This is a genomic window from Streptomyces sp. NBC_01317 (genome assembly GCF_035961655.1).
Classification (GTDB): Bacteria; Actinomycetota; Actinomycetes; order Streptomycetales; family Streptomycetaceae; genus Streptomyces.
The window spans coordinates 2,492,078-2,515,740 of the sequence record NZ_CP108393.1 but is presented as its reverse complement, the minus strand read 5'-3'; the positions used below and the strand labels follow the sequence as shown (position 1 = coordinate 2,515,740).

General features: G+C 71.7%; 19 protein-coding genes. 15 read left to right on the top strand and 4 right to left on the bottom strand.

Translation table 11 applies throughout. The annotated features are described in order from the left end of the window. Window positions 1-40 precede the first annotated feature (40 nt). From OG349_RS10435 to OG349_RS10410, 6 genes are all read left to right on the top strand, one after another. Complete coding sequence (locus OG349_RS10435) at window positions 41-637, top strand: TetR family transcriptional regulator (protein WP_327234348.1); 597 nt, start codon at window positions 41-43, stop codon at window positions 635-637. A gap of 163 nt (window positions 638-800) precedes the next feature. Then, window positions 801-3,047 carry an MMPL family transporter gene (locus tag OG349_RS10430; RefSeq protein WP_327234347.1) on the top strand — a complete coding sequence of 749 codons (2,247 nt, stop codon included), beginning with the start codon at window positions 801-803 and terminating at the stop codon, window positions 3,045-3,047. Further along, a complete protein-coding gene (locus OG349_RS10425) occupies window positions 3,025-3,567 on the top strand; it encodes a GNAT family N-acetyltransferase (RefSeq protein ID WP_327234346.1) in 543 nt (180 codons plus the stop codon). Before OG349_RS10430 ends, OG349_RS10425 begins: the two co-directional genes overlap by 23 nt. A gap of 115 nt (window positions 3,568-3,682) precedes the next feature. Then, window positions 3,683-4,336 (top strand): hypothetical protein, encoded by a 654-nt coding sequence (locus OG349_RS10420; protein WP_327234345.1) that lies wholly within the window; start codon window positions 3,683-3,685, stop codon window positions 4,334-4,336. A 231-nt stretch (window positions 4,337-4,567) separates the two neighbouring features. Further along, window positions 4,568-4,741: a hypothetical protein gene (locus OG349_RS10415; protein WP_327234344.1), complete on the top strand. Its 174-nt coding sequence runs from the start codon at window positions 4,568-4,570 to the stop codon at window positions 4,739-4,741. Window positions 4,742-4,887: 146 nt separating this feature from the next. Then, on the top strand, window positions 4,888-7,917 hold the full coding sequence (locus OG349_RS10410; RefSeq protein ID WP_327238517.1) for a helix-turn-helix transcriptional regulator: 3,030 nt from the start codon (window positions 4,888-4,890) through the stop codon (window positions 7,915-7,917). A gap of 36 nt (window positions 7,918-7,953) precedes the next feature. Here the strand turns inward: OG349_RS10410 and OG349_RS10405 are convergent, their stop codons facing one another. The 3 genes from OG349_RS10405 to OG349_RS10395 form a co-directional block, all read right to left on the bottom strand. Then, window positions 7,954-8,208 (bottom strand): DUF6191 domain-containing protein, encoded by a 255-nt coding sequence (locus OG349_RS10405; RefSeq protein ID WP_442806373.1) that lies wholly within the window; start codon window positions 8,206-8,208, stop codon window positions 7,954-7,956. A 37-nt stretch (window positions 8,209-8,245) separates the two neighbouring features. Next, window positions 8,246-9,448, bottom strand: a complete 1,203-nt coding sequence (locus OG349_RS10400) for a PQQ-dependent sugar dehydrogenase (protein WP_327234342.1) — start codon at window positions 9,446-9,448, stop codon at window positions 8,246-8,248. Window positions 9,449-9,559: 111 nt separating this feature from the next. Beyond that, window positions 9,560-10,570, bottom strand: coding sequence for an aldo/keto reductase (locus tag OG349_RS10395; RefSeq protein ID WP_327234341.1), 1,011 nt, complete (start codon window positions 10,568-10,570; stop codon window positions 9,560-9,562). A gap of 114 nt (window positions 10,571-10,684) precedes the next feature. Here OG349_RS10395 and OG349_RS10390 point away from each other — a divergent pair, with 114 nt between their 5' ends. The 7 genes from OG349_RS10390 (at window position 10,685) to OG349_RS10360 (ending at window position 21,472) form a co-directional block, all read left to right on the top strand. After that, window positions 10,685-11,626 carry a 2-hydroxyacid dehydrogenase gene (locus OG349_RS10390; protein WP_327234340.1) on the top strand — a complete coding sequence of 314 codons (942 nt, stop codon included), beginning with the start codon at window positions 10,685-10,687 and terminating at the stop codon, window positions 11,624-11,626. Between the two features lie 186 nt (window positions 11,627-11,812). Beyond that, complete coding sequence (locus OG349_RS10385) at window positions 11,813-14,854, top strand: putative bifunctional diguanylate cyclase/phosphodiesterase (RefSeq protein ID WP_442806230.1); 3,042 nt, start codon at window positions 11,813-11,815, stop codon at window positions 14,852-14,854. A 210-nt stretch (window positions 14,855-15,064) separates the two neighbouring features. Then, window positions 15,065-16,915, top strand: a complete 1,851-nt coding sequence (locus OG349_RS10380; RefSeq protein ID WP_327234338.1) for an acetolactate synthase large subunit — start codon at window positions 15,065-15,067, stop codon at window positions 16,913-16,915. An 81-nt stretch (window positions 16,916-16,996) separates the two neighbouring features. Then, window positions 16,997-17,524, top strand: a complete 528-nt coding sequence (ilvN, locus tag OG349_RS10375) for an acetolactate synthase small subunit (RefSeq protein WP_161311117.1) — start codon at window positions 16,997-16,999, stop codon at window positions 17,522-17,524. Window positions 17,525-17,659: 135 nt separating this feature from the next. Then, a complete protein-coding gene (ilvC, locus tag OG349_RS10370; RefSeq protein ID WP_327234337.1) occupies window positions 17,660-18,658 on the top strand; it encodes a ketol-acid reductoisomerase in 999 nt (332 codons plus the stop codon). A gap of 282 nt (window positions 18,659-18,940) precedes the next feature. Further along, window positions 18,941-20,533: a phosphoglycerate dehydrogenase gene (serA, locus tag OG349_RS10365; RefSeq protein ID WP_327234336.1), complete on the top strand. Its 1,593-nt coding sequence runs from the start codon at window positions 18,941-18,943 to the stop codon at window positions 20,531-20,533. A gap of 123 nt (window positions 20,534-20,656) precedes the next feature. Then, complete coding sequence (locus OG349_RS10360; RefSeq protein ID WP_327234335.1) at window positions 20,657-21,472, top strand: hypothetical protein; 816 nt, start codon at window positions 20,657-20,659, stop codon at window positions 21,470-21,472. Between the two features lie 39 nt (window positions 21,473-21,511). Here the strand turns inward: OG349_RS10360 and OG349_RS10355 are convergent, their stop codons facing one another. Further along, window positions 21,512-22,435, bottom strand: a complete 924-nt coding sequence (locus tag OG349_RS10355; RefSeq protein ID WP_327234334.1) for a LysR family transcriptional regulator — start codon at window positions 22,433-22,435, stop codon at window positions 21,512-21,514. 123 nt (window positions 22,436-22,558) lie between these two features. Here OG349_RS10355 and OG349_RS10350 point away from each other — a divergent pair, with 123 nt between their 5' ends. After that, window positions 22,559-23,002 carry a nuclear transport factor 2 family protein gene (locus OG349_RS10350; protein WP_327234333.1) on the top strand — a complete coding sequence of 148 codons (444 nt, stop codon included), beginning with the start codon at window positions 22,559-22,561 and terminating at the stop codon, window positions 23,000-23,002. Then, window positions 22,999-23,592 carry a short chain dehydrogenase gene (locus OG349_RS10345; RefSeq protein ID WP_327234332.1) on the top strand — a complete coding sequence of 198 codons (594 nt, stop codon included), beginning with the start codon at window positions 22,999-23,001 and terminating at the stop codon, window positions 23,590-23,592. The genes OG349_RS10350 and OG349_RS10345 overlap by 4 nt, the downstream gene beginning before the upstream one ends. The last annotated feature ends 71 nt before the right edge of the window (window positions 23,593-23,663 follow it).

The window sequence follows — 23,663 nt, the reverse complement described above, 5'->3', positions numbered from 1 at the left end:
GGACCGCCCCCCACCGCCCGTCCTTGTCTACGATGAGCCGGTGCCCCGAGACTCCCGTACGACCAAGGCCGGCCTCCTGCGCGCGGCGACGGACGAGTTCGCCGCGCACGGCATCGCCGGTGCGCGGGTGGACCGGATCGCCGCGGCGGCCGGGTACAACAAGAACCTGATCTACGTGCACTTCGGCAGCAAGGAACAGCTCTTCGACGCGGTGTACGAGGCCGCCGTCGCGGACATCCTGGCCGCCGCGCCCTTCGACGCCGACGACCTGCCCGGATACGCGGGCGCCCTCTTCGACTTCCACTTCGCCCACCCCCACCTCATGCGGCTCGCACGCTGGCACAGCCTGGAGCGTCCCGGCGAGGTGCTGCCGCTCGCCGAGCGGGCCAACGCGGAGAAGCTGCGGCTGCTGTCGGCGGCCCAGGGCGACGGCCGGGTGGACGCGGGCCTGCCGCCCCAGGCGATGCTCGCGCTGCTGGTGGGCATGGCCACGACGTGGGGCGAGGGCAGCCCGGAGCCCGGGGGCGCGGCCGGGAGCGCGGCGGAGATCGCCGCGCGCCGGCACGCGGTGGTGGTCTCGGTCGGGCGCCTGACCCGGCCGTACGGCGCGGGTCCCGCCGACGCGCCTGCCGCATAAGTTCCCGGCCGACGCGCACTGTGAGTAAACCCACGAAGCGGACAAATGATCATTATCGGCTGCGAGAGTGGCTCTCCGTAGGTCACGCGCTCTTCACCCCGGATTCCCCCGCCCCACGACGGGTGTTCACGGTGCGGAGCCACGAACCCCTGGGAGCACCCTCTTGGCAGCCCTCGCGCGATGGTGCGTCAGGCATCGCCTGCTCGCTGTCCTCCTGTGGCTGACCACGCTCGGTGGCGTCACGGTGGCGGCCCAGGTGATGGGGTCCTCGTACTCGAGCTCCACCAGCTCCGACACCTCCGGCAGCGAGTCCGGTCACGCGGCCCAGCTCCTCACCGAGAAGTTCCAGGGGCTCGGCGGTGACAGCGACTCCGTCGTCTGGCACACGGACCAGGGCTCGGTCCGTACGGGCAAGGTCCGCCAGGACATGAGCAGGACGCTCGCCACGATCGCGAAGCTCCCAGGAGTCTCGTCCGTCGTCAGCCCGTACGCCCCCGACGGCGACGGCCGGATCAGCGAGGACGGCCGTACCGCCTACGCGACCGTCACCTTCGACCGGCAGGCCGACGACCTCCCGAAGGCGCAGGCCCAGGCGGTCGTCGACACCGCGAAGGCCGCCGCCACGGACACCCTCGACGTGGACCTGGGCGGTGACGCCGTCGCCCTCACCGAAGGCTCGACGGGCGCCCACCTCACCGAGATCGTGGGGGTGGTCGTCGCCGCCGTGGTCCTCTTCCTGGCCTTCGGCTCGCTCGCCGCCAGCGCGCTGCCCCTCGCCACCGCGCTCGTCTCGGTCGGCACGGCGTACGCGGGCATCGTGCTCCTCGGCCATGTGATGACCGTCGCCGACTTCGCGCCCATGCTCGGCCTGCTGATCGGCCTCGGCGTCGGGATCGACTACGCGCTGTTCATCGTCACCCGCCACCGCAAGGGCCTCAAACGCGGGCTCACCGTCACCGAGGCCGCCACGAACGCCGTCGCGACGACCGGCAGAGCCGTCGTCTTCGCCGGGGCCACCGTCTGCATCGCCCTGCTCGGCATGCTGGTCCTCCGGCTCGGCTTCCTCAACGGCGTGGCGATCGCCGCCTCCCTCACCGTCGTGCTGACGGTCGCCGCTTCCGTCACCCTCCTGCCGGCCCTGCTGTCCTTCGTGGGGACGCGCGCCCTGAGCCGGCGCGAACGCGCGCGGCTCGCCACCCGCGGCCCCGAGCCCGACGTCCCCGGCGGCTTCGCCGTCCGCTGGTCGCTCTTCGTGGAACACCACCCCAAGCTGCTGGGCGCGGTGGCCGCCGGGGTGATGCTGCTCCTGGCGCTGCCCACGTTCTCCCTCCACCTCGGCACCTCCGACCAGGGCAACGACCCCGCGACGACCACCACCCGGCAGGCGTACGACCGGCTCGCCGACGGGTTCGGCCCCGGCGTCAACGGGCCGCTCGCGCTCGTTGCGCACCTCGACGGCGCCGACGACCGGCTCGCCATGGACCAGCTGCCCGACCTGCTCCGTACGACCAAGGGGGTGGCGTCCGTCGGGCCGATCATGTTCAACGGCAGCGGCGACACCGCGTCGCTCACCGTCGTACCGACGTCGGCCCCGCAGTCCCGGCAGACCAGCGAGCTGGTCGACCGGTTGCGCACGGACGTGGTCCCGCGCGCCGGGACCGACACCTCCTTGGAGGTGTACGTCGGCGGGGTCACCGCCAGTTACGACGACTTCGCCGCCACGATCGTCGGCAAACTGCCGCTCTTCGTCGGGGTGGTGATCACCCTCGGCTGTCTGCTCCTCCTGCTGGCCTTCCGCTCCCTGGGGATCCCGCTCAAGGCGGCGGTGATGAACGTGGCCGCCGTCGCCTCGTCCTTCGGGGTGGTGGTCGCGATCTTCCAGTGGGGGTGGGGGAGCGAGCTGCTGGGGCTCGGCGGCGGCGGGCCGATCGAACCGTTCCTCCCCGTGATCATGGTGTCCGTCCTCTTCGGGCTCTCCATGGACTACCAGGTCTTCCTGGTCAGCCGGATGTACGAGGAGTGGCTGGAGACCGGCGACAACAGACGGGCCGTACGGGTGGGACTCGCCGAGACCGGACGGGTGATCAACTCGGCGGCCGTCATCATGATTTCGGTGTTCCTGGCCTTTGTCCTCAGCGGTGACCGGGTCATCGCGATGTTCGGCATCGCGCTGGCCGCCGCGGTCGCGCTGGACGCCTTTGTCCTCCGTACACTGCTGGTGCCCGCGCTCATGCACCTGCTCGGCGGCGCCAACTGGTGGCTGCCGAAGCGGCTGGACCGGTGGCTGCCGCGGATCAGCGTCGAAGCGCCCGAGTACGGGCCCGGTGCGACGCTTCCCGGGCAGCATGAGGCACGCCACCGGGTGACGGCAGTGAAGAGGGAGTCGGATGTTCGCGACATCGCTGGGTGACGGGGCGGAGCTGCGCCCCCTGGAGCCCTGGCAGGCCGGGGAGTTCCTCGCGCACATGGACCGGGCCAGGACCCTGGTGGACGAGCACATCCGCTTCGCCCAGCTGGTCACCGACCTGCCGTCCGCACGCGCGGTGCTCACCTCGTACGCCGAGAAGCAGGCGGCCGACGGCGGGCGGATCCTCGGGATCTGGCTGGACTCCACGCTGGTCGGCGGGGTCCTCTTCCCCGCGTTCGACGCGGAGGCCGGGACGTGCGAGGTCGGGTGCTGGCTCGAACCGGCCGGTACGGGACGCGGACTGGTCACCCGGGCCGCCCGGACGCTCATCGACTGGGCCGTTCGGGAGCGCGGGATCCACCGCGTGGAGTGGCTGGTGTCCTCCGAGAACGGTCCGAGCATCCGGGTCGCCCAGCGGCTGGGAATGACCCGTGAAGGGGTGCTGCGGGACAACTATCCGCACCGGGGGAAGCGGCAGGACACCGAGGTCTGGTCGGTTCTCGCCCCCGAGTGGCGGCGGTGACCGGGCGCCGGGGACCCGCCGGGGTTCCGCCGAAAGGCCGCCGGGGGTTGAGCCACTTCCGGTCAGTTCCGGCGTTCTCAGGAAGTTCTCAGACTTCGCCCCTAGCGTGCGCCGTATGAACCCCACCTCCAAGACCCAGACCCCCGAGCCGGAGTCGTCCCAGGACCCCACGCCTGAGAACGCCGCGGCCACCGAGCCCAAGGCCGGGGAGAGCGACGTGCGTGACGAGGCGGTGCCCGCTCCCCGCAAGGCGGACCCCTCCGAGGGGACCGGCGCGGCGGACGGCGCGCTCGTGGTCGAGTTCGACGACGAGTCCGCCGACGACGGCGACGACGACTTCGAGGCCGAGCTCGCCGCCGAGCGCGGCCCCTCCGGCCTGGGCTCGATGGCCGGGGCCTTCCTCGCCCTGGCCCTCGGCATCGTCGGCCTGACCGGCACCTGGTTCGGCAAGGTCCTCTCCGAGCGCGAGGCGCTCTCCGGACAGGTCAAGCTGGACCAGAGCGCCACCGCCGCCAAGCAGATCTCCGAGGGGTACGCCGACGCGTGGCACGCCTCCGCCGCCGCCAACGGGGTCGTCGCGCTGATCGCCCTGCTCGTCGGCGCGATCGTGGTGGCCCTGCCGCAGCGGACCGGCTGGGTGCGTCCCGTCGCCGTCGCGGGAGCCGTCCTCGGCTTCGTGGGCATCCTGGTCTCGGTCGGCATGTACTTCGACATCTTCGCGTCGATCCCGGTCCCGCCCGCGCCGCCGGCCGCCCCGGCGGCTCCGTAGGCACCCGGCGGACGACCGTTTCCCCCTCGGCCTAAGGCTTACCGCGCTTTACCGCCGGAGCCTTAGGCCGTACCTATGTCCCCGGCCCCGCGCCTAAGGCCCCGGCGGCCGGGAAATGCGGCACTCTCCCGATGTGGGCGGACCCCCTGGGCGACGAAGGTGGAGGCATCACCGAACGGCATCACCAGATGCCGGAACAGATGCCGGAACCTTCGCCTCAGGGGGAACACCATGTTCGAGTACGAACTCCAGAAGATCCACACCGACGAGCTGCTGCGCCGGGCCGCCCAGGGGCGGCTCGTCCAGGAGGCCCGCGCCGCGCGCCGTGAGGCGCGGCGAGCCGCCAGGGACGTTGGGGAGGGGCCGGTGAATCCCCTCCGCGAACGCTTCGCGCGCGCGGCATGAGGCCGCAGGCCGTACCGCAGGCCGCTCCGGCGCGGGCCCTCGCGCCCGCGCCGGAGCGCGCGCCCGCCCACACGCGGGCGCGCACACCCGTCCCCGCGCCCGGCGCGCACGGACAAACCGGTACGCCAGGCTCGGGCAGTTGTGCGATGCTCGGCCGTGTGGATACCAGGTCCGTCAGCCCTGTGTTCGTCGGCAGAGCCGGCGAACTGACCGCCCTCACCGAAGCGCTCGCCCGCGCCGACGCAGGCGAGCCGCAGGCGCTGCTCGTCAGCGGTGAGGCCGGGGTCGGCAAGACCCGCCTGGTCGAGGAACTGCTCGACACCGCCTGCGCGCGGAAGGCCGTCGTCGCGGTCGGCGGCTGCGTCGAGATCGGCGCCGACGGACTGCCCTTCGCCCCCTTCTCCACCGCGCTGCGCTCCCTGCTGCGCCGCCTGCCCGACGAGCTGATCGCGGCGGCCGACGGCCAGGAGGGCGAGCTGGCCCGGATCCTGCCCGAGCTGGGGCAGTCGGGCCGGGAGGCGCTCGGCGAGGACTCCACCGCGCGCCTCTTCGAACTGACCGTCCGGCTGCTGGAGCGGCTGGCCGCCGACCGTACGGTGGTGCTCGTCCTGGAGGACCTGCACTGGTCCGACGCCTCGACCCGGAACCTCCTCGCCTACCTCTTCCGCGCGTTGCGCCGCGGCCGGCTCGTCGTGATCGCCACGTACCGCGCCGACGACATCCACCGCCGCCACCCGCTGCGCCCGCTCCTGGCCGAGCTGGACCGCCTGCGGTCCGTACGCCACCTCGAACTCGCCCGCTTCACCCGCGCCGAGGTCGCCACGCAGCTGGCCGGCATCCTCGCCGCGGAACCGGACGCGGCCATGCTGGACGAGATCTTCACCCGCTCCGACGGCAACGCCTTCTTCGTGGAGGAGCTGGCCTGCTCGTACGACACCACCGGCTGCCGCCCCGGCCTGAGCGAATCCCTGCGCGACGTCCTGCTCGTCCGGGTCGAGGCGCTGCCGGAGAACGCCCAGCGGATCGTACGGATCGTCGCCGAGGGCGGCACCACCGTCGAACACCCGCTGCTGCACACCGTCTCGCGGCTCGCCGAGGACGACCTCATCGAAGCGCTGCGGCTCGCCGTGGGCGCGAACATCCTGCTCCCGGTGGACGACAACAGCTACCGCTTCCGCCACTCACTGGTCCGCGAGGCGGTCAGCGACGACCTGCTCCCCGGTGAGCGCTCCCGGCTCAACCGCCGTTACGCGGAAGCCCTGGAGGCGCATCCGGGGTACGTCTGCGCCGATGTACGGACCACCCGCCTCGCCGGGTACTGGTACAACGCCCACGACGCGGCCAAGGCCCTGCCCGTCGTCCTGAGCGCCGCCGTCGAGGCCCGGCAGCGCTACGCCCACTCCGAGCAACTGCGGCTGCTGGAGCGGGCCATGGAGCTGTGGGACGACGCCCCGCCGGAGGTGCTCGCCACCCTGCGGCCGCCGGACGACGCCGAGGTCTACCCCGCGTGCGCCGGTGGTACGAAGACCACCGCGCTCTCCTACCTCGACCTGATGGCGGAGGCGACCGTCGCCGCCCGCTTCGGCGGCGACCGCGAACGGGCCCTGGCGATCTCCAAGAAGGCCATGCGGGTCCTGGAGCGGGACACCGACCCGCTGCGCGCCGCGTGGTTCTGGACGCAGCGCTCCCGGCTCATGCAGGACCTCACCCGCGGCGACGGCTGGCAGGAACTCGCCACCGCCCAGGACCTGGTACGCGGCCTGCCGCCGTCGGCCGTGCACGCCGACATCCTGGTCAACATCGCCAGCTGGGGCGCCCTGCACCGCCCAGGCCCCGAGGCGCTGGCCGCCGCGACCCGCGCGGTCGAGTACGCGGAGCTGGTCGGCGCCGAGTTCATCGAGCTGCACGCCCGGCTCACCCACGGCTGGCTCACCGCCGACGCGGGCGGTATCGAGGAGGGCCTCGCCGAGATGTACGCGGTGCGCGACCGGGCCGCCGAGATCGGCGCCGTCGGCATCATCGGCCGCGCCGGCACCAATCTGCCGTCCACGCTGGAGGCCGTGGGCCGCTCGGCGGAGGCGGTCACCGCCGCCGAACTGGCAATCGCCGTCTGCCACCAGCGGGGGCTCGCCAACTCGGAGAGCTGGGTACGCGGCAACCTCGCCCAGTCGCTCACCTCGCTGGGCCGCTGGACCGAGGCGGACCGGGTCCTCGACGAGGCGGCCGCGCTCGCCCTCTCCCGCAAGACCCGCGGCCTGATCGCCGACCGCCGCGCCGAACTGGCCCTGCGCCGGGGCGACCTGGCCGAGGCGCGGGCGCAGGTGGACGCGGCCCGCGCGTTCTACGGCACCCACGACCCCCAGCCGCAGCACTCCATCTCGCTGTCGAGGATGGCGATGAGCGTGGCCGCGCGCCAGGGCAGGCCGGCCGACGCCCGCGCGGAGTTCCAGCAGGCCGTCGGACGGGGCTTCCCGCCGGGCACCCAGCGGTACGCGCTCCCGCTGCTCTGCGCGGCGGTCGCGATGGAGGCCGGGGCGCTGGGCCTGCCGGGCACGGCGGGGGACCGGGCGCGGACCCTGGCCGCCGTACGGGCCGAGGCCAAGCGGCTGCCGACGATCGTGCCCGTCTGGCAGGCGTACGGCCTGCTGCTCGACGCCGAGCTGGCGCGCGCCGAGGGCCGTACGACCCCGGAACTGTGGGGGCGCGCGGCTGTCGCCTTCGAGCAGACCGGGCGGCCCTACGAGACCGCGCTGGCGCAGTGCGGCTGGGCCGCCGCCCTGCTCGACGCCCACGCCGACCGGTCGGCCGCGGCCGGCCCGCTGACCCGGGCCCACGCGCTCGCCGTCAGCCTCGGCGCCCGCCCGCTGGCGGAGGAGACCGAGCAGCTCGCCGCGCGGGCCCGAATCGCCCTCGACGACGCGTCCGGCCGGGCCGCCCTCGCCGGCCCGGACACCGATCCCGTACGGGCGCTGGGCCTGACCCCGCGCGAACAGGACGTCCTGCGGCTGGTCGCCGCGGGCCACACCAACCGCCGGATCGCCGAGGAGCTGTACATCTCGCCGAAGACGGCGAGCGTGCACGTCTCCAACATCCTGGGAAAGCTCGGCGTCTCGGGCCGCACGGAGGCCGCCGCGACGGCCCACCGGCTGCGTCTGTTCAGCGACCCGGCGGCCTGAGGTCCGTAGGGCCGGGAAAGCCGGGCCTGCCCCGGCTCACTTCTCCGGCGACGGGGCGGGCGGGTCGGAAGGCTCTGCGGACGCGTCGGACGCGTCGGACGGCTCTGACGGCTCCGACGATTCGGTCTGCTCGGCCTGCTCGGTGGGGACCCGTATCGTCACCTTCCCCGAGGCGAGGTCTATCGGTCCCCGCCCCGGGTCGTTCGCGTCGACGTCGACCCGGCTCAGCTCCAGCCGCTTCTGCTCCTCGGTGGTGTGCTTGCGTCCGGGCGCGAAGAGCTGCTCGATCATGTTGAACACGGACGGTCCACCTTCTCGCTCCAGGTAGTCATGAGACCTCCAGCTGGAGGATCTTGTCGTCCCCCGGCCGCGGTGTCCCCCTGGTGTCCGTTTCGCTGGTCACCAACCACACCTTGTCGCCGCCCACCGCGAGCACCGTGCGCAGACGGCCGTACCGCCCTTCGAAGAACGCCTGGGGCGCCGCCGCGGATTCCCGTCCGTCCAGCGGAATACGCCACAGCCGCTCGCCGCGCAGTCCCGCCATCCAGATCGAGCCCCGCGCGTAGGCGATCCCGCTCGGGGACGCCTCGCTCGTCCGCCACTGGACCACCGGGTCCACGAACCCGGCCTTCCCGGCCTTCCCCTCGACGTCCGGCCAGCCGTAGTTCTTCCCCGGCTCGATCAGATTCAGCTCGTCCCAGGTGTTCTGCCCGAACTCCGCCGCCCACAGCCGGTTCCTGGAATCCCAGGCCAGGCCCTGCACATTGCGGTGGCCCGGCGAGTACACCAGCGAGTCCGGCACCGGATTGCCGGGCGCGGGCGCTCCGTCCGGCGTCATCCGCAGGATCTTGCCCGCCAGCGACTTCATGTCCTGCGCGAGGCCCGTCTCGCCCGTCTCACCCGTGCCCGCGTAGAGCATCTTGTCCGGGCCGAAGGCGATCCGGCCGCCGTTGTGGATGGTGCCCTTGGGGATCGACCGCAGGACCGTGTCCGGGGCGCCCAGCTGCTCCCCGGACGGCCTGGTGTCGTCGTAGCGCATCCGCGCGATACGGTTGTCGGACTCCGTCGTGAAGTACGCGTACACCAGGTGGTCCGAGGCGTACGAGGGGGAGAGCGCGATCCCCAGCAGACCCCCCTCGCCCTCGGGCGAGACGCCCGGCACCGCGCCGATCGTCGTCTGCTTCCCACTGTCCGCCGCGACGCGCGTGATCGTGCCCTCGTCCCGCGAGGACACCAGCAGGTCACCGTCGGGCAGGGCGGCCAGCCCCCACGGCGACTTGAGGCCCTCGGTGAGCGTGCGCACCACCGTCGCCGAGCCCTTCGCGGGCGCCGCCGACTCGCTCGCCTCCGCGCCGGTGGAGGGCGCCCCGGCCGAGGCGCCCCCCGTGCTCCCCGTACCCCCGGTGCCCTCCGTGCCCGACGCGGGGAGCGGGATCCGGCCGGTCCGCGATCCGTCGCCGTCGGAGGAGCACCCGGTGGCCACGAGAAGCACGGCAGCGGCCCATACGGCCGTCACTGCTGAACGTTGCACGGTTCTGATCCCTTCGGCGGGTGGCGCTGCGGTTCCTACTGTTCTTACACCGCCGCTCCGTGCCAGGTTCCCACCCTCGGCCCACGGATTCCCGAATCCCGCGACCCGCACTCAGTCCCAGGACCCCCGCGCCGCCGGAAGCGCCGCCAGCTCCGACAGATCCGCCGCCGTCAGCGCCAGCCCCGCCGCGCCCGCGTTCTCCACCGCCCACTCCGCCCGCTTGGTCCCCGGTACGGGCACCACGTGCGGCCCCCGCCCCAGCACCCACGCCAGCGCCACCTGCGCCGGAGTCGCGCCGTGCCGCTCCGCGACCCGCCGTACCCCCGCCACCAGCGGCTGGTTCGCGGCCATCATCTCCGCCGTGAACCGCGGATGCCTGGCCCGCACGTCGTCCGGCTCGAAGCCCTGCCCCGGCGTGAGCGTCCCGGTCAGGAAGCCGCTGCCCAGCGGCATCGCCGCCAGGAACCCCACCCCCCGCGCCTCGCACCACGGCAGCAGCCGCTCCAGCGCCTCCGGCGACCACAGGGACAGTTCGGCCTGGACCGCGCTCACCGGGAAGACCTGCTGCACCCGCTCCAGCTGCCGGACGGTCGCCTCGTACGGCCGCGTCCGCGCACCCCGGCGGAAGGCCCGCGACGCCGTCGGCCCCGCCTCCACCGCGCACAGCCCGAGCGCCCGTACCTTCCCCGCGCCCACCAGCTCCGCCATGGCCCCCCATGTCTCCTCGACGGGTATCTCCGGGTCCGCGCGGTGGAGTTGGTACAGATCGATCACCTCGGTCCGCAGCCGCCGCAGCGAGGCGTCACAGGCCCGCTTCACGTACCGGGGGTGGCCGTTGGCGACCAGATGCCGGTCGCCCACCAGCAGACCGCACTTGGTCGAGACGAAGATCTCGTCCCGCCGCTCCTCCACCACCCGCCCCAGCAACAGCTCGTTGGTGAACGGCCCGTACATGTCCGCCGTGTCGAGCAGGCTCGTACCGGCGTCCAGCGCCGCGTGCACGGCGCGCAGCGACCGGTCGCCGCGCTGCTCCGAGGCGGTGTACGCCCAGCTCATCGGCGCGCAGCCGAGCCCGATCGCGCCCACGTCGAGGGCCGCCGCACCGATGGTCCTGCGCTCCAACCGCCGTGTCCCTTCTCGTTCCGCCCACAAGCTAACCCCATCGCCCGCCCGGCCCGCCGAGGGGCGGACCCCGCCGACGCCGGCTCCGGACGGCCGTCGCATAGCCTCCTGGCCATGACTTCAGACATCTGGCTCCCGATACCGGCGGCCGAGATCGAAGGGCTCCCCGCCGGACCCCGCTACGTCCACTGGGACGGCGCGGAGGACTTCCCCGCGGATCCCGCCGACTGCGCCTTCTACGTGGTCCCGTACATGAAGGGCGCGGAGGTGGCGGTCCGGCCGCTCGCGCGGATGACGTCCGTACGTGTCGTACAGACGCTGTCGGCCGGCACCGACCACGTGCTGCCCGGCCTCGCGCCACTGCCCGCGGGCATACGGCTGTGCAACGCGAAGGGCGTCCACGAGGCCAGCACCGCCGAACTCGCCCTCACCCTGATCCTCGCCTCCCTGCGGGGAGTTCCCGGATTCGTAGTGGGCCAGGAACGTGAGGAGTGGCGCTCCGGTTTCTATCCCGCCCTCGCCGACAAGTCGGTACTGATCGTGGGGTACGGGTCGATCGGCGCCGCCATCGAGGACCGGCTCACACCCTTCGAGTGCGCGCGGGTGGCGCGCGTCGCGCGCTCCGCCCGTGCCACGGAGCGCGGTCGGGTGCATCCGCTCGGCGCTCTGCCCGCGCTGCTCCCCGAGGCGGATGTCGTCATCCTCTCGACTCCGCTCACCGAGGAGACGAAGGGCCTGGCAGGGGCGGACTTCCTGGCCCGGATGAAGGACGGCGCGCTCCTCGTGAACGTGGCGCGCGGCGCCGTCGTCGACACCAAGGCGCTCCTCGGGGAGCTGGAAAGCGGAAGGATCAGGGCCGCACTTGACGTCACCGAGCCTGAACCGCTCCCCCCGGGGCATCCGCTCTGGCATGCTCCGGGTGTTCTCATCAGTCCCCACGTGGGCGGGTCCACCTCCGCCTTCCTGCCCCGTGCCAAGCGGCTGCTCGCCGGACAGCTGAACCGGTTCGTGGCGGGGGAGGAACCGCACAACGTGGTGCACACGACAGGCCACTGACCCGGACCGGCCGCGTCGTGGATACACCCGGTACTCGCAACTCCCCCGCTGGTGACGGAGAGTAGAAGTGCTATGTCCCTGAGTGACGAGACTGGTGTATCGTCCCGATCTGGGGGTCGCGACGCACGCAGGTGCGACGCGGGGAGAGATCAGACAGCGAGGGGGGCGACGGGCGATGTACGGCCGATGGACCGACCATCCGACGCGGCAGGGCCGCCGACGGCGACCTCCGGACGCCCCGCTGCGTACCGAAGGCCCGATCCCCGCCCCGCACGGCCCGGGATCGGCGGCGGTGACAGCGACGCTCCCCGGGACGCTCCGGTGAGCGCCGGGAGCGTGCTCCCCGCCCACCGGCCCACCCCGGGCGGTCTCGGTACGGGGCTCGTCGCCCAGCTTCTGCTCGCCCTGATCTGCGGGGGGTACGCCGCGGGCGCCGCCCTCGGCTGGGGGTCCCCGGAACTGGCCCTGATAATGGGCGACTTCGGGCTGAGCCTCGCCGCCGGCATCGCGGCCGTCTCCTGCTTCCTCTACGCACGCGGCCGCGACCGGCGCTTCCGCCCCGCCTGGCTGCTCTTCTCGCTGTCCTCGGCCATGGCCTCCTGCGGCAACGCCGTCTGGGGCTGGTACGAAGTGGTCCTCGACCGCCCCGTGCCGGGCCTGTCCCTCGCCGATCTCTTCTTCCTCTGCTTCGCGCCGCCCGCCATCGTGGGCCTGCTCGTCCTCGCCAAGCGCCCCGTCACGAAGGCCGGCTGGGTCTGCCTGGCCCTGGACTCCTGGCTCATCGGCGGCTCGCTGCTGACCCTCTCCTGGAGCCTCGCCCTCGCGCACAACGCGCACTTCCGCGGTGAGAGCGTGGCCCAGGCCGCCCTGTCCCTCGCCTACCCGCTGCTGGACATCGTGCTCGTCAGCATGGTGCTCGCCCTGCACTTCCGCCGCTCCACGGGCAGCCGCTCGGCGGTGAACACCGCCATCGCCGCCCTCGCGCTGACCGTGCTGTGCGACGCCCTGTTCACCTCGCCGCTGCTGCGGGCCACGTACCGCTCGGGACAGCTCCTCGACGCCGGCTGGTTCGCCGGCTCCCTCCTTCTCGCGTACGCGCCCTGGGGCGTGCGCCGCGGCGCGGACCCGGCGCCGGACCCGCCGCCCCCGGTGCCCGCCCTCGCCCCGCCCGTCCGTCCGTCCAGCCGCCCCATCGCCGGCTCCCTGGCCGCGCTCACCCCGTACCTCGCCGCCGCCGTCTGCACGCTCGGGATCCTCTACAACGTCATCGAGGGCCGCCGGGTGGACCGGGTGGTGGTCCTCACCGGTTGTACGGTCGTGCTCGCCCTGGTCGTACGGCAGGGCATCATGCTCCTCGACAACATCGCGCTCACCCACGAACTGGCCCAGAAGGAGAACCACTTCCGCTCCCTGGTCCAGGGGTCCAGCGACGTCATCATGATCGCCGCGCCCTCCGGCACCCTGCGGTACGTCAGCCCCGCCGCGACCGGCGTCTACGGACGCGACGCCGAGGCCCTCGTCGGCGCCGAGCTGGCCACGATCATCCACCCGGACGACCTCGGCCGGGTGCACCACGAGGTACGGCGATTTCTTGCCGCGCCTCCTTCGGAGGAGCCCACGACCCGGATCGAGTGCCGCTTCAAGTCCGGCACCGGCGACTGGCTCAACGTGGAGTCCACCGTCAACCGCCACCAGGGCGGCCTGATCTTCAACAGCCGTGACGTCACCGAGCGGGTCCGCCTCCAGGCGCAGTTGCAGCACAACGCCGAGCACGACCCGCTCACCGACCTGCCCAACCGCGCCCTGTTCACCGAGCGCGTCCGGCTCGCCCTCTCAGGACGCCGCGCCAGCGACCCCGGCACGGCCGTGCTCTTCATCGACCTCGACGGCTTCAAGAGCGTCAACGACCGGCTGGGCCACCAGGTCGGCGACGAGCTGCTGATCCAGGCCGCCCGCCGGCTCCAGGACTCCGTCCGGGCCGAGGACACCGTCGCCCGGCTCGGCGGCGACGAGTTCGCCGCGATCGTCCTCGGCGACGGCGGCGGCGACCAGACCGCCCGCGAGTACCTGGTCCACGAGATCGCCGACCGGCTGCGCCTCCAGCTCTCGCAGCCGTACCGCATCGAGGGCAACGACGTCCGGGTCGCCGCCTCCATCGGCGTCGCCTTCGCCGAGCCCGGCATCACCCCCACCGACCTGATGCGCAACGCCGACCTCGCCATGTACCGGGCCAAGGCCGGCGGCAAGGACCGCGTCGAGCTGTACGCCCCCCAGATGCAGGCCGACGTCGTCCGCAGGACGGAGCTGGCGGCCCGGCTGCGCACCGCGCTGCACGACGGCGAGTTCGCGATCCTGCACCAGCCCGTCGTCAACCTCACCACCGGCCGGGTCTGCTCCGTGGCCGCCCAGGCGCGCTGGCGCACCGCCCAGGGCATCCTCTCCACGCCCGCCGAGATCCTGCGGGTCGCCGACGACAGCGACCGCACCGCGGAGCTGGGCCGCTGGCTCCTCGAAGAGGCCGTCGCCCAGGCCGCCGAGCGCACCGCCCTCGGCCACCCCGCGCCTGTCGTCGTACGGCTCCCGGCCCGCAGACTGCTCGACCGGTCCCTGCCCCTCGGCTCGGTGGAGACCCTCCTCGCCCGCCACGGCCTGCCCTCCGGGGCGCTGGTCATCGAGCTGGCCGACAGCGACCCCCGCAGTTCCCTGGACGAGCTGGAGCACCGCCTCCTCGCGCTGCGCCGGCTCGGTGTACGGATCGCGCTGGACGGCTTCGGCAGCGGGTACGCGGCCCTCCACGCCCTGCGCCGCCTCCCCGTGGACATCCTGAAACTGGACCGCGGGCTGGTCGACGGGGTGGTGGAGTCCGCCCGGCTGCACAAGATCACCACCGGGCTGCTCAAGATCGCCGGGGACCTCGGCCTGGAGTCCGTGGCGGAGGGCGTGGACCTCCCGGAGCAGGTGGTGGCCCTGCGGGCGATGGGCTGTACGCACGGCCAGGGCATGGCCTTCTCCGGGCCGCTCGACGAGTTCCGGCTCCGCCGCGCCCTGGTGCGCGGCTCCTACCCGCTGCCCGGCGGCGCCCAGGGCGCCCCCGGCGTCCCGCGGCCCGTCCTGAGCGGCGGCTCCCTGCCCGTCCGCTACACCCGCCCGCCGGGCACCGACCGGATCCCGTACCCCTCGATCCCCGCCAGCCGCTCAAATAATGAGACGCCCGTCCCACCCACTTGACAGCCGTGGCGGGCCGGAGGGAGGGTCAATGCCATGCGCACCCGAATTCTCGTACTTGGCAAGCGCGTCGGCTGAAGCAGAGCCCGTACCGGCTCCGCAGACCGCACCCGACGCGCTCCCCTCGCTTGCCTCCCGGCACGAGGGGTTTTTTGTTGCACCGATACACCCCAAACCCTCGCGTACACCTTCAGCTTCGAGAAGAGAATGCCGATGACCGACCAGGCCACCGGGGCCCACCATCCGCAGCCGCGGGCCCGTACCGGCGGACCGTCCCCCGCCACCGTCGAGCACGTCACGGGCGCGCAGTCCCTCATCCGCTCGCTGGAGGAAGTGGGGGCCGACACGGTGTTCGGCATCCCCGGCGGCGCCATCCTCCCCGCGTACGACCCGATGATGGACTCCACCCGGGTCCGTCACGTGCTGGTCCGCCACGAGCAGGGCGCGGGCCACGCGGCCACCGGGTACGCCCAGGCCACCGGCAAGGTCGGGGTCTGCATGGCGACCTCGGGCCCCGGCGCCACCAACCTGGTCACCCCGATCGCCGACGCGCACATGGACTCCGTGCCGCTCGTCGCGATCACCGGCCAGGTGGCCAGCGCGGCCATCGGCACGGACGCCTTCCAGGAGGCGGACATCGTCGGCATCACGATGCCGATCACCAAGCACAACTTCCTGGTGACCAAGGCCGAGGACATCCCGCGCACCATCGCGGAGGCCTTCCACATCGCGGCCACGGGCCGCCCGGGGCCCGTCCTGGTCGACATCGCCAAGGACGCCCTCCAGGCCCGTACGACCTTCAGCTGGCCGCCCGTCCTGGACCTGCCCGGCTACCGCCCGGTCACCAAGCCGCACGCCAAGCAGATCCGCGAGGCCGCCAAGCTGCTGAGCGCGGCCAAGCGCCCGGTCCTGTACGTCGGCGGCGGGGTCATGAAGGCCGGCGCCACCGCCGAGCTGCGGGTCCTCGCCGAGCTGACGGGAGCCCCCGTCACCACCACCCTGATGGCGCTGGGCTCGTTCCCCGACAGCCACCCCCTGCACGTGGGGATGCCGGGCATGCACGGTGCGGTCACCGCCGTCACCGCGTTGCAGAAGGCCGACCTGATCGTCGCCCTCGGAGCCCGTTTCGACGACCGGGTCACCGGCAGGCTCGACAGCTTCGCGCCGTACGCCAAGATCGTCCACGCGGACATCGACCCGGCCGAGATCGGCAAGAACCGCGCCGCGGACGTGCCCATCGTCGGGGACGCCCGCGAGGTCCTGGCCGACCTCGTCCAGGCCGTCCAGGCCGAGCACACCGAGGGCAACACCGGTGACTACAGCGCCTGGTGGAAGGACCTCTCCCGCTGGCGCGACACGTACCCCCTGGGCTACACCCAGCCCGACGACGGCAGCCTCTCCCCGCAGCAGGTCATCCAGCGCATCGGCCAACTGGCCCCGGACGACACCATCTACGCGGCGGGCGTCGGCCAACACCAGATGTGGGCCGCGCACTTCATCGACTACGAGCAGCCGGCCACCTGGCTGAACTCGGGCGGCGCCGGGACCATGGGGTACGCGGTGCCCGCCGCGATGGGTGCGAAGGCCGGGCAGCCGGACCGTACCGTCTGGGCGATCGACGGCGACGGCTGCTTCCAGATGACCAACCAGGAACTGGCCACCTGCGCCGTCAACAACATCCCCATCAAGGTCGCGATCATCAACAACGGCGCGCTCGGGATGGTCCGCCAGTGGCAGACCCTCTTCTACAACGAGCGCTACTCCAACACCGTCCTGCACTCCGGCAAGGACTCCGACGGCGAGGTCTGCCGCGGCACCCGCATCCCCGACTTCGTGAAGCTGGCGGAGGCCATGGGCTGCGTCGCGATGCGCTGCGAGTCCCCGGAGGAGCTGGACGCGGTGATCGCCAAGGCCAACTCGATCAACGACCGTCCCGTCGTCGTGGACTTCATCGTGCACGAGGACGCCCAGGTCTGGCCGATGGTCGCCGCCGGCACCTCCAACGACGAGGTCATGGCCGCCCTCGGCGTCCGCCCCGACTTCGGCGAGAACCTGGACGACTGACGCCGGGACAGCAGGCGTCACAGACGAAGACGACAGAGCCGAGAGCCTGAGAGCCCCAGAGAGAGCCCGAGAGAGACAGACATGTCCACCAAGCACACCCTCTCCGTCCTGGTCGAGAACACGCCCGGCATCCTCGCCCGGATCGCCGCGCTGTTCTCCCGCCGCGGCTTCAACATCGACTCGCTCGCCGTCGGTGTCACCGAGCACCCCGACATCTCCCGCATCACCATCGTGGTGAATGTCGACGGGCTGCCCCTGGAACAGGTGACCAAGCAGCTCAACAAGCTGGTGAACGTCCTCAAGATCGTCGAGCTGGAGCCGAACGCGGCGATCCAGCGCGAACTGGTCCTGGTGAAGGTCCGCGCCGACAACGAGACCCGCTCCCAGATCGTCGAGATCGTCCAGCTGTTCCGTGCCAAGACCGTGGACGTCTCACCCGACGCCGTCACGATCGAGGCCACCGGTTCGAGTGACAAGCTCGACGCGATGCTCAAGATGCTGGAGCAGTTCGGCGTCAAGGAACTGGTCCAGTCCGGAACGATCGCCATAGGGCGCGGCGCCCGGTCCATCACGGACCGCAGCCTGCGCGCTCTCGACCGCAGCGCGTAGCGCCCGGTAGCGAAGGGCCCCGGCCGTGGTTCGCATCGCGAGACCGGGACCCCGCCTCACCCCGCCCGTCGTACGGTGGGAAGGCACGACGAACCACCACGCAGAAGCAGAAGTGCACACCAAGGAGAAAAGCCAGTGGCCGAGCTGTTCTACGACGACGACGCCGACCTGTCCATCATCCAGAACCGCAAGGTCGCGGTCATCGGCTACGGCAGCCAGGGCCACGCCCACGCGCTGTCGCTCCGTGACTCGGGTGTCGACGTCAGGGTCGGTCTGCACGAGGGCTCCACGTCCAAGGCGAAGGCCGAGGAGGAGGGACTGCGCGTCGTGTCGGTGGCGGAGGCCGCCGCCGAGGCCGACGTCATCATGATCCTGGTCCCGGACCCGCTCCAGGGCAAGATCTACGAGGAGTCCATCAAGGACCAGCTCAAGGACGGCGACGCGCTGTTCTTCGGCCACGGTCTCAACATCCGCTACGGCTTCATCAAGCCGCCGGCCAACGTCGACGTGGCCATGGTCGCGCCGAAGGGCCCCGGCCACCTGGTCCGCCGGCAGTACGAGGAAGGCCGCGGCGTGCCCTGCATCGCCGCCGTCGAGCAGGACTTCTCGGGCAAGGCGTTCGCCCTCGCGCTCTCCTACGCGAAGGGGATCGGCGGCACCCGCGCCGGCGTCATCAAGACGACCTTCACCGAGGAGACCGAGACGGACCTGTTCGGTGAGCAGGCGGTGCTCTGCGGCGGTACGGCGGCGCTGGTCAAGGCGGGCTTCGAGACGCTGACCGAGGCCGGCTACCAGCCGGAGATCGCGTACTTCGAGTGCCTCCACGAGCTGAAGCTGATCGTGGACCTCATGTACGAGGGCGGCCTGGAGAAGATGCGCTGGTCGGTCTCCGAGACCGCCGAGTGGGGCGACTACGTCACCGGCCCCCGCATCATCACGGACCAGACCAAGGCCGAGATGAAGAAGATCCTCGCCGAGATCCAGGACGGTTCGTTCGCCCAGACCTGGATGGACGAGTACCACGGCGGCCTGAAGAAGTACAACGAGTACAAGCAGGCCGACAGCGACAGCCTGCTGGCGACCACCGGCGCCGAGCTGCGCAAGCTCATGAGCTGGGTGGACAACGACGCGTAACCGGGCCGTCGGCCGGGGTCGTTCCCGGGAGCCGGACGGGCCTGGAGCCCGCCCGGCGCCCGGGGCGCACAGGGGTCTTTCGCGTGTGCCCGAGGCCGCTCCCGTACGGGATTCCCGTACGGGTGACGCAGCCGCCGAAGGCGGAAGTCCACACCCGGTGACAGCACTACACTGCTCAACACAAACGCGTCAGGCCCACAGCGTCGTGCGTCTTCGCGGTCAGACCTCCACCGCATGCGGCCGTCGGGACGGCCGTCCGCAATGGGACTTGTGAGGACTCACGTGAGCTCGAAACCTGTCGTACTCATCGCCGAAGAGCTTTCGCCCGCCACGGTCGACGCGCTCGGTCCGGACTTCGAGATCCGGCACTGCAACGGCGCCGACCGCGCGGAACTGCTGCCCGCCATCGCCGATGTGGACGCGATCCTCGTCCGCTCCGCCACCAAGGTCGACGCCGAGGCCATCGCCGCGGCGCGCAAGCTGCGGGTCGTCGCCCGCGCCGGGGTGGGCCTCGACAACGTCGACGTCTCCGCCGCCACCAAGGCCGGCGTGATGGTCGTGAACGCGCCCACCTCGAACATCGTCACCGCCGCCGAGCTGGCCTGCGGTCTGCTGATCGCCACCGCGCGGCACATCCCGCAGGCCAACACCGCGCTCAAGAACGGTGAGTGGAAGCGCTCCAAGTACACGGGCGTCGAGCTGAGCGAGAAGACCCTCGGGGTTGTCGGCCTCGGCCGCATCGGGGTGCTGGTCGCGCAGCGCATGTCCGCGTTCGGCATGAACATCGTCGCGTACGACCCGTACGTGCAGCCGGCCCGCGCCGCGCAGATGGGCGTCAAGCTCCTCACGCTGGACGAACTGCTCGCGGTCGCCGACTTCATCACCGTCCACCTCCCCAAGACCCCCGAGACGCTGGGTCTGATCGGCGACGACGCGCTGCACAAGGTCAAGCCGTCGGTCCGGATCGTCAACGCCGCGCGCGGCGGGATCGTGGACGAGGTGGCCCTGGCCGCCGCCCTCAAGGAGGGCCGCGTCGCCGGCGCCGGTCTGGACGTGTACGCGAAGGAGCCCTGCACGGACTCCCCGCTCTTCGAGTTCGACCAGGTCGTCGCCACCCCGCACCTCGGCGCGTCCACCGACGAGGCGCAGGAGAAGGCGGGGGTCGCGGTCGCCCGTTCCGTACGCCTCGCGCTCGCCGGTGAACTGGTCCCCGACGCGGTCAACGTCCAGGGCGGCGTCATCGCCGAGGACGTACGGCCCGGCCTGCCGCTCGCCGAGAAGCTCGGCCGTATCTTCACCGCCCTCGCGGGCGAGGTCGCGGTCCGGCTCGACGTCGAGGTGTACGGCGAGATCACCCAGCACGACGTGAAGGTGCTCGAACTCTCCGCGCTCAAGGGCGTGTTCGAGGACGTCGTGGCCGAGACGGTGAGCTACGTGAACGCCCCGCTGTTCGCGCAGGAGCGCGGCGTGGAGGTACGGCTCACCACCTCCAGCGAGTCCCCGAACCACCGCAACGTGGTCACCGTCCGCGGCACGCTCGCGGGCGGCGAGGAGGTGTCGGTCTCCGGCACCCTGGCGGGCCCCAAGCACCTCCAGAAGATCGTCGCCATCGGGGACTACGACATCGACGTCGCGCTCGCCGACCACATGGTCGTGCTGCGCTACGAGGACCGTCCCGGCGTGGTCGGCACGGTCGGCCGCATCCTCGGCGAGGCGGGCCTGAACATCGCGGGCATGCAGGTCTCCCGCGCGGAGGAGGGCGGCGAGGCGGTGGTGGTCCTGACGGTGGACGACAACGTCCCCGTCGCGGTCCTGACGGAGATCGCCGAGGAGATCGGCGCGGCCTCGGCCCGCACGGTGAACCTCACCGACTGACGCGACCGGTACGCGAGCGCCGGACGGCCGGTTTCAACGGCTGTCCGGCGCTGTGCTGTACGGGGTCGCCACCGGATCCGCGAGCGGTTACGGGTTCCCGCGGGTTCGGCTACGGTCAGGTGGATGGATCGCCTGTCAGAGATCACGTTTCTTCTGCCCGACGCGCCCGAATCGCGCAGCTTCCTCGATGAGTTGCGCGTGCTGTTCGCCGAGGTGGCGTACGCCGGCTTCACCGGTTCCGCGGGCACGGCCGGCAGGGTGGGGGACCGACTGACCCTCACCCCACCCCGGCCCGCCGGAGCCCGCCCCGTGACGACCTTCGAACTGGCCGACGTTCCCGCGCCTGAGATCGCTTTCGACACAGGCCACTCCATCGGTGTGGGGGGTGACGCCGACGCGCACGAGGTGCGGGCGCTGCCGGCCCGGGTCGAGACGGCGGACCTGGCCCGCCGCCTTGCCGGGCACGTCCGACGCGTCGACCACACGGGCGTGAACGTGCCCGCCTGTGTCACCTCGCCCGAGCGGTGGCGCGACCTCACGACCCCGCTCGCTTCGGCGTCCACCATGTACCGCTATCCCACCGGCGAGGACTGGCCGTTCGTCCTTCCCTCGACATCGGACGAACTCCTCGGCGGCATCCGTGATTTCGTCGTCGGCCGCGAGCCCAGGTTCGAGCTGGTCCACGACCAGTGGCTGACGCGGACCGCGTGGCAGTTCGCGCTCTGGACCGACCTGACCCGCGTGGAACTGGAGCAGATGTTTCCCGAGCCCGAAGGGATGACGTTCCCGGGACTTGAGGACATCTTCCGCGTCGTACCGGTCCTCAGCCCTTGGCCGGGCCTCGATATCCGATTCGACCTCTGCTACCGGATCGAGAACGGCCCGTCCGACTGGGAAACCGGCGAATGGCTGGTCACGGACGGCGGCCGAATCCGCTGACACCGGCGCGAGCGGGAACTGATGTCGGGCAGGTCGTGGTCAGCTGTCCATGGTCAGGCCGGCCGCGAGGGTGCTGTCTCCGCATACGGCACGGCAGCTGAGGACAAAAGCGTCGACGGCGGCGTCCCGTTGGGCATGGGGCCGGGCGACGCCGATCCGGCTGTGGCTGACGCCCGTAACGGGCCGGTAGACGATGTCCGGGCGCTGGTAGAAGCGGGCGGTCGCCTCGGGGGTGAGGCTGATGCCCTGGCCGTGGGCGATCGCGTTGAGCCATTCATCGGGGTGGTGCGCGACCGCGCCGATGCGAACGGGGTGCCCCTCGCGCTCATCGGTCGCGAGCCAGTAGTCGCGCCACTCCCCCGACTCGGCGGGAGTCGCCACGAACGGTTCGTCGTACAGATCCTGGAACCGGATCCGATCGTTCCCCACGAGGCGATGCCCCGCGGGCAGGGCGATCCAGCGTGGCTCGGTCATCAGCACCTCGACGTCGAAGTCGCTCTGCGCGGGCACTGGCAGGCGCAGCAGTGCCACGTCGACGTCGCCGGTGGCGAGTCCGGCGGTGGGGTCGGTCCATTCGGTCTGCCGCAGCTGGACCCGCCAGCCGGGGCGTCGTCGGGCGAAGTCGGCGATGATCAGCTGGGTGCGCTCGTTGGCGGCGCTGGCGACGAAGCCGACCCGTAGCGTGCGTGCGGCCCGGGTCGTGGCGGCCCGGGTGACGCGCAGCGCGTTCTCCCAAGCGGTCAGCACGGCGCCGGCGTGGACGGCCAGAGCTTCACCGGCCTCGGTGGGGGTCATGCCTGCGCGGGAACGGATGAACAAGGCCACTCCCAGCTGGGCTTCCAGCTGCCTTATCTGTTTCGTCAGCGCGGGCTGAGAGACGTAGAGCCGTGCGGCGGCACGTGTGAGGTTGCCTTCCTCGACCACCGTGGCGAAGTACCGCAACAAGCGGGTGTCGACATCCATGCCGCCAGGTTATGGAAGCAGGTATTGGACGACCGGGGCGGGTCGGCGGGAGCGTTGATCACGCGACCGGGGCGGCCCGGTACCGAACCTGCGGAGAGCAGCCAGATGACGACGAGTGAAGCCATGTCCGAACCGAAGGTCGAGGCCATCAACCGATTCTTCGCCGCTTACGCCGCAAACGACGTCACAGCGATGAGCGCGGTCCTGGCTCCGGACATCGAGTGGACCATCCCGGGCCACCACCCGCTGTCGGGCACCAAGCACGGACTCGATGAAGTGGTCGGCTTCTTCGACCAGCTCGGCAAAGCGGGTTTCCAGGCCGAACCTGTATTCCTCGGCGGCAACGGCGAGTACGTCGTCGACATCCACCGAGGCTGGACGACCCAGGGCGTGGGCCAAGTCGACACGATGTGGGCGCTGGTGTGGCACTTCGACGCCGACGGCCAGGTCGATCGAGTGGACAACCTCAGCGGAGACCAACACCAGATGGACACCTACGTCTGGGCCAACTTCCCGTTGGCCCCCCTTCCGGCCCGCCTCGCCCGCGGACAGAAGGGATCAGCATGAAGATCCTCGTGATCGGGGCGACCGGCACCATCGGCCGTGCGGTCGCAGACGCGCTGGAGACCGAGCATGAGGTGATACGGGCTTCACGCAACGGCACCACGCGGGTCGACCTGGAATCACCGGCCTCCATCGACGTCCTTTTCGGCACCGTCGGCACCGTGGACGCGGTCATCTGCTGCGCGGCCAGCGGTCAGCTGACCCCCCTCACATCTCCTTCGGACGACGAATTCACTCTCGGCCTGAAAGGCAAACTGCTGGGACAGGTGGCGTTGCTCCGCCGATCGGTGAATCACGTGAGGGACGAGGGGTCCGTCATCCTCACCAGCGGTGTCTTCCAGGAGCCCACGCCGGGCGGCTCGTTCGGCGCTCTTGTCAACGCCGGACTGGAGGCGTTCGTCCAGGCTGCGGCCATCGAGATGCCCCGCGGGTTGAGAGTGAACGTCGTCAGCCCGGGATGGGTGAAGGAGACGCTCGAAAAGCTGGGTACGGACCCCAGGGGAGGCACACCGGTGAAAGACGTCGCCCACGCCTACATCGAGGTGGTCAGAGGACAGATGCAGGGACAGACCGTGACCCCTTCGCCCCGCTGACCGGCCGGAGCGCCGGGGAACGAGCCGGACATCGCTACGGAATCGGAAGCTGGTCACCGTGCGGAGTCAGT

Bases quoted from the DNA above. Each gene is read 5' to 3' on its own strand.
- ilvN (WP_161311117.1), top strand. From the start codon at position 16,997: ATGTCCACCAAGCACACCCTCTCCGTCCTGGTCGAGAACACGCCCGGC.
- OG349_RS10420 (WP_327234345.1), top strand. From the start codon at position 3,683: ATGAACCCCACCTCCAAGACCCAGACCCCCGAGCCGGAGTCGTCCCAG.
- OG349_RS10390 (WP_327234340.1), top strand. From the start codon at position 10,685: ATGACTTCAGACATCTGGCTCCCGATACCGGCGGCCGAGATCGAAGGG.
- OG349_RS10360 (WP_327234335.1), top strand. From the start codon at position 20,657: ATGGATCGCCTGTCAGAGATCACGTTTCTTCTGCCCGACGCGCCCGAA.
- OG349_RS10410 (WP_327238517.1), top strand. From the start codon at position 4,888: ATGCTCGGCCGTGTGGATACCAGGTCCGTCAGCCCTGTGTTCGTCGGC.
- OG349_RS10350 (WP_327234333.1), top strand. From the start codon at position 22,559: ATGTCCGAACCGAAGGTCGAGGCCATCAACCGATTCTTCGCCGCTTAC.
- OG349_RS10345 (WP_327234332.1), top strand. From the start codon at position 22,999: ATGAAGATCCTCGTGATCGGGGCGACCGGCACCATCGGCCGTGCGGTC.
- OG349_RS10415 (WP_327234344.1), top strand. From the start codon at position 4,568: ATGTTCGAGTACGAACTCCAGAAGATCCACACCGACGAGCTGCTGCGC.
- OG349_RS10385 (WP_442806230.1), top strand. From the start codon at position 11,813: ATGGACCGACCATCCGACGCGGCAGGGCCGCCGACGGCGACCTCCGGA.
- OG349_RS10380 (WP_327234338.1), top strand. From the start codon at position 15,065: ATGACCGACCAGGCCACCGGGGCCCACCATCCGCAGCCGCGGGCCCGT.
- OG349_RS10355 (WP_327234334.1), bottom strand. From the start codon at position 22,435: ATGGATGTCGACACCCGCTTGTTGCGGTACTTCGCCACGGTGGTCGAG.
- OG349_RS10405 (WP_442806373.1), bottom strand. From the start codon at position 8,208: ATGATCGAGCAGCTCTTCGCGCCCGGACGCAAGCACACCACCGAGGAG.
- OG349_RS10425 (WP_327234346.1), top strand. From the start codon at position 3,025: ATGTTCGCGACATCGCTGGGTGACGGGGCGGAGCTGCGCCCCCTGGAG.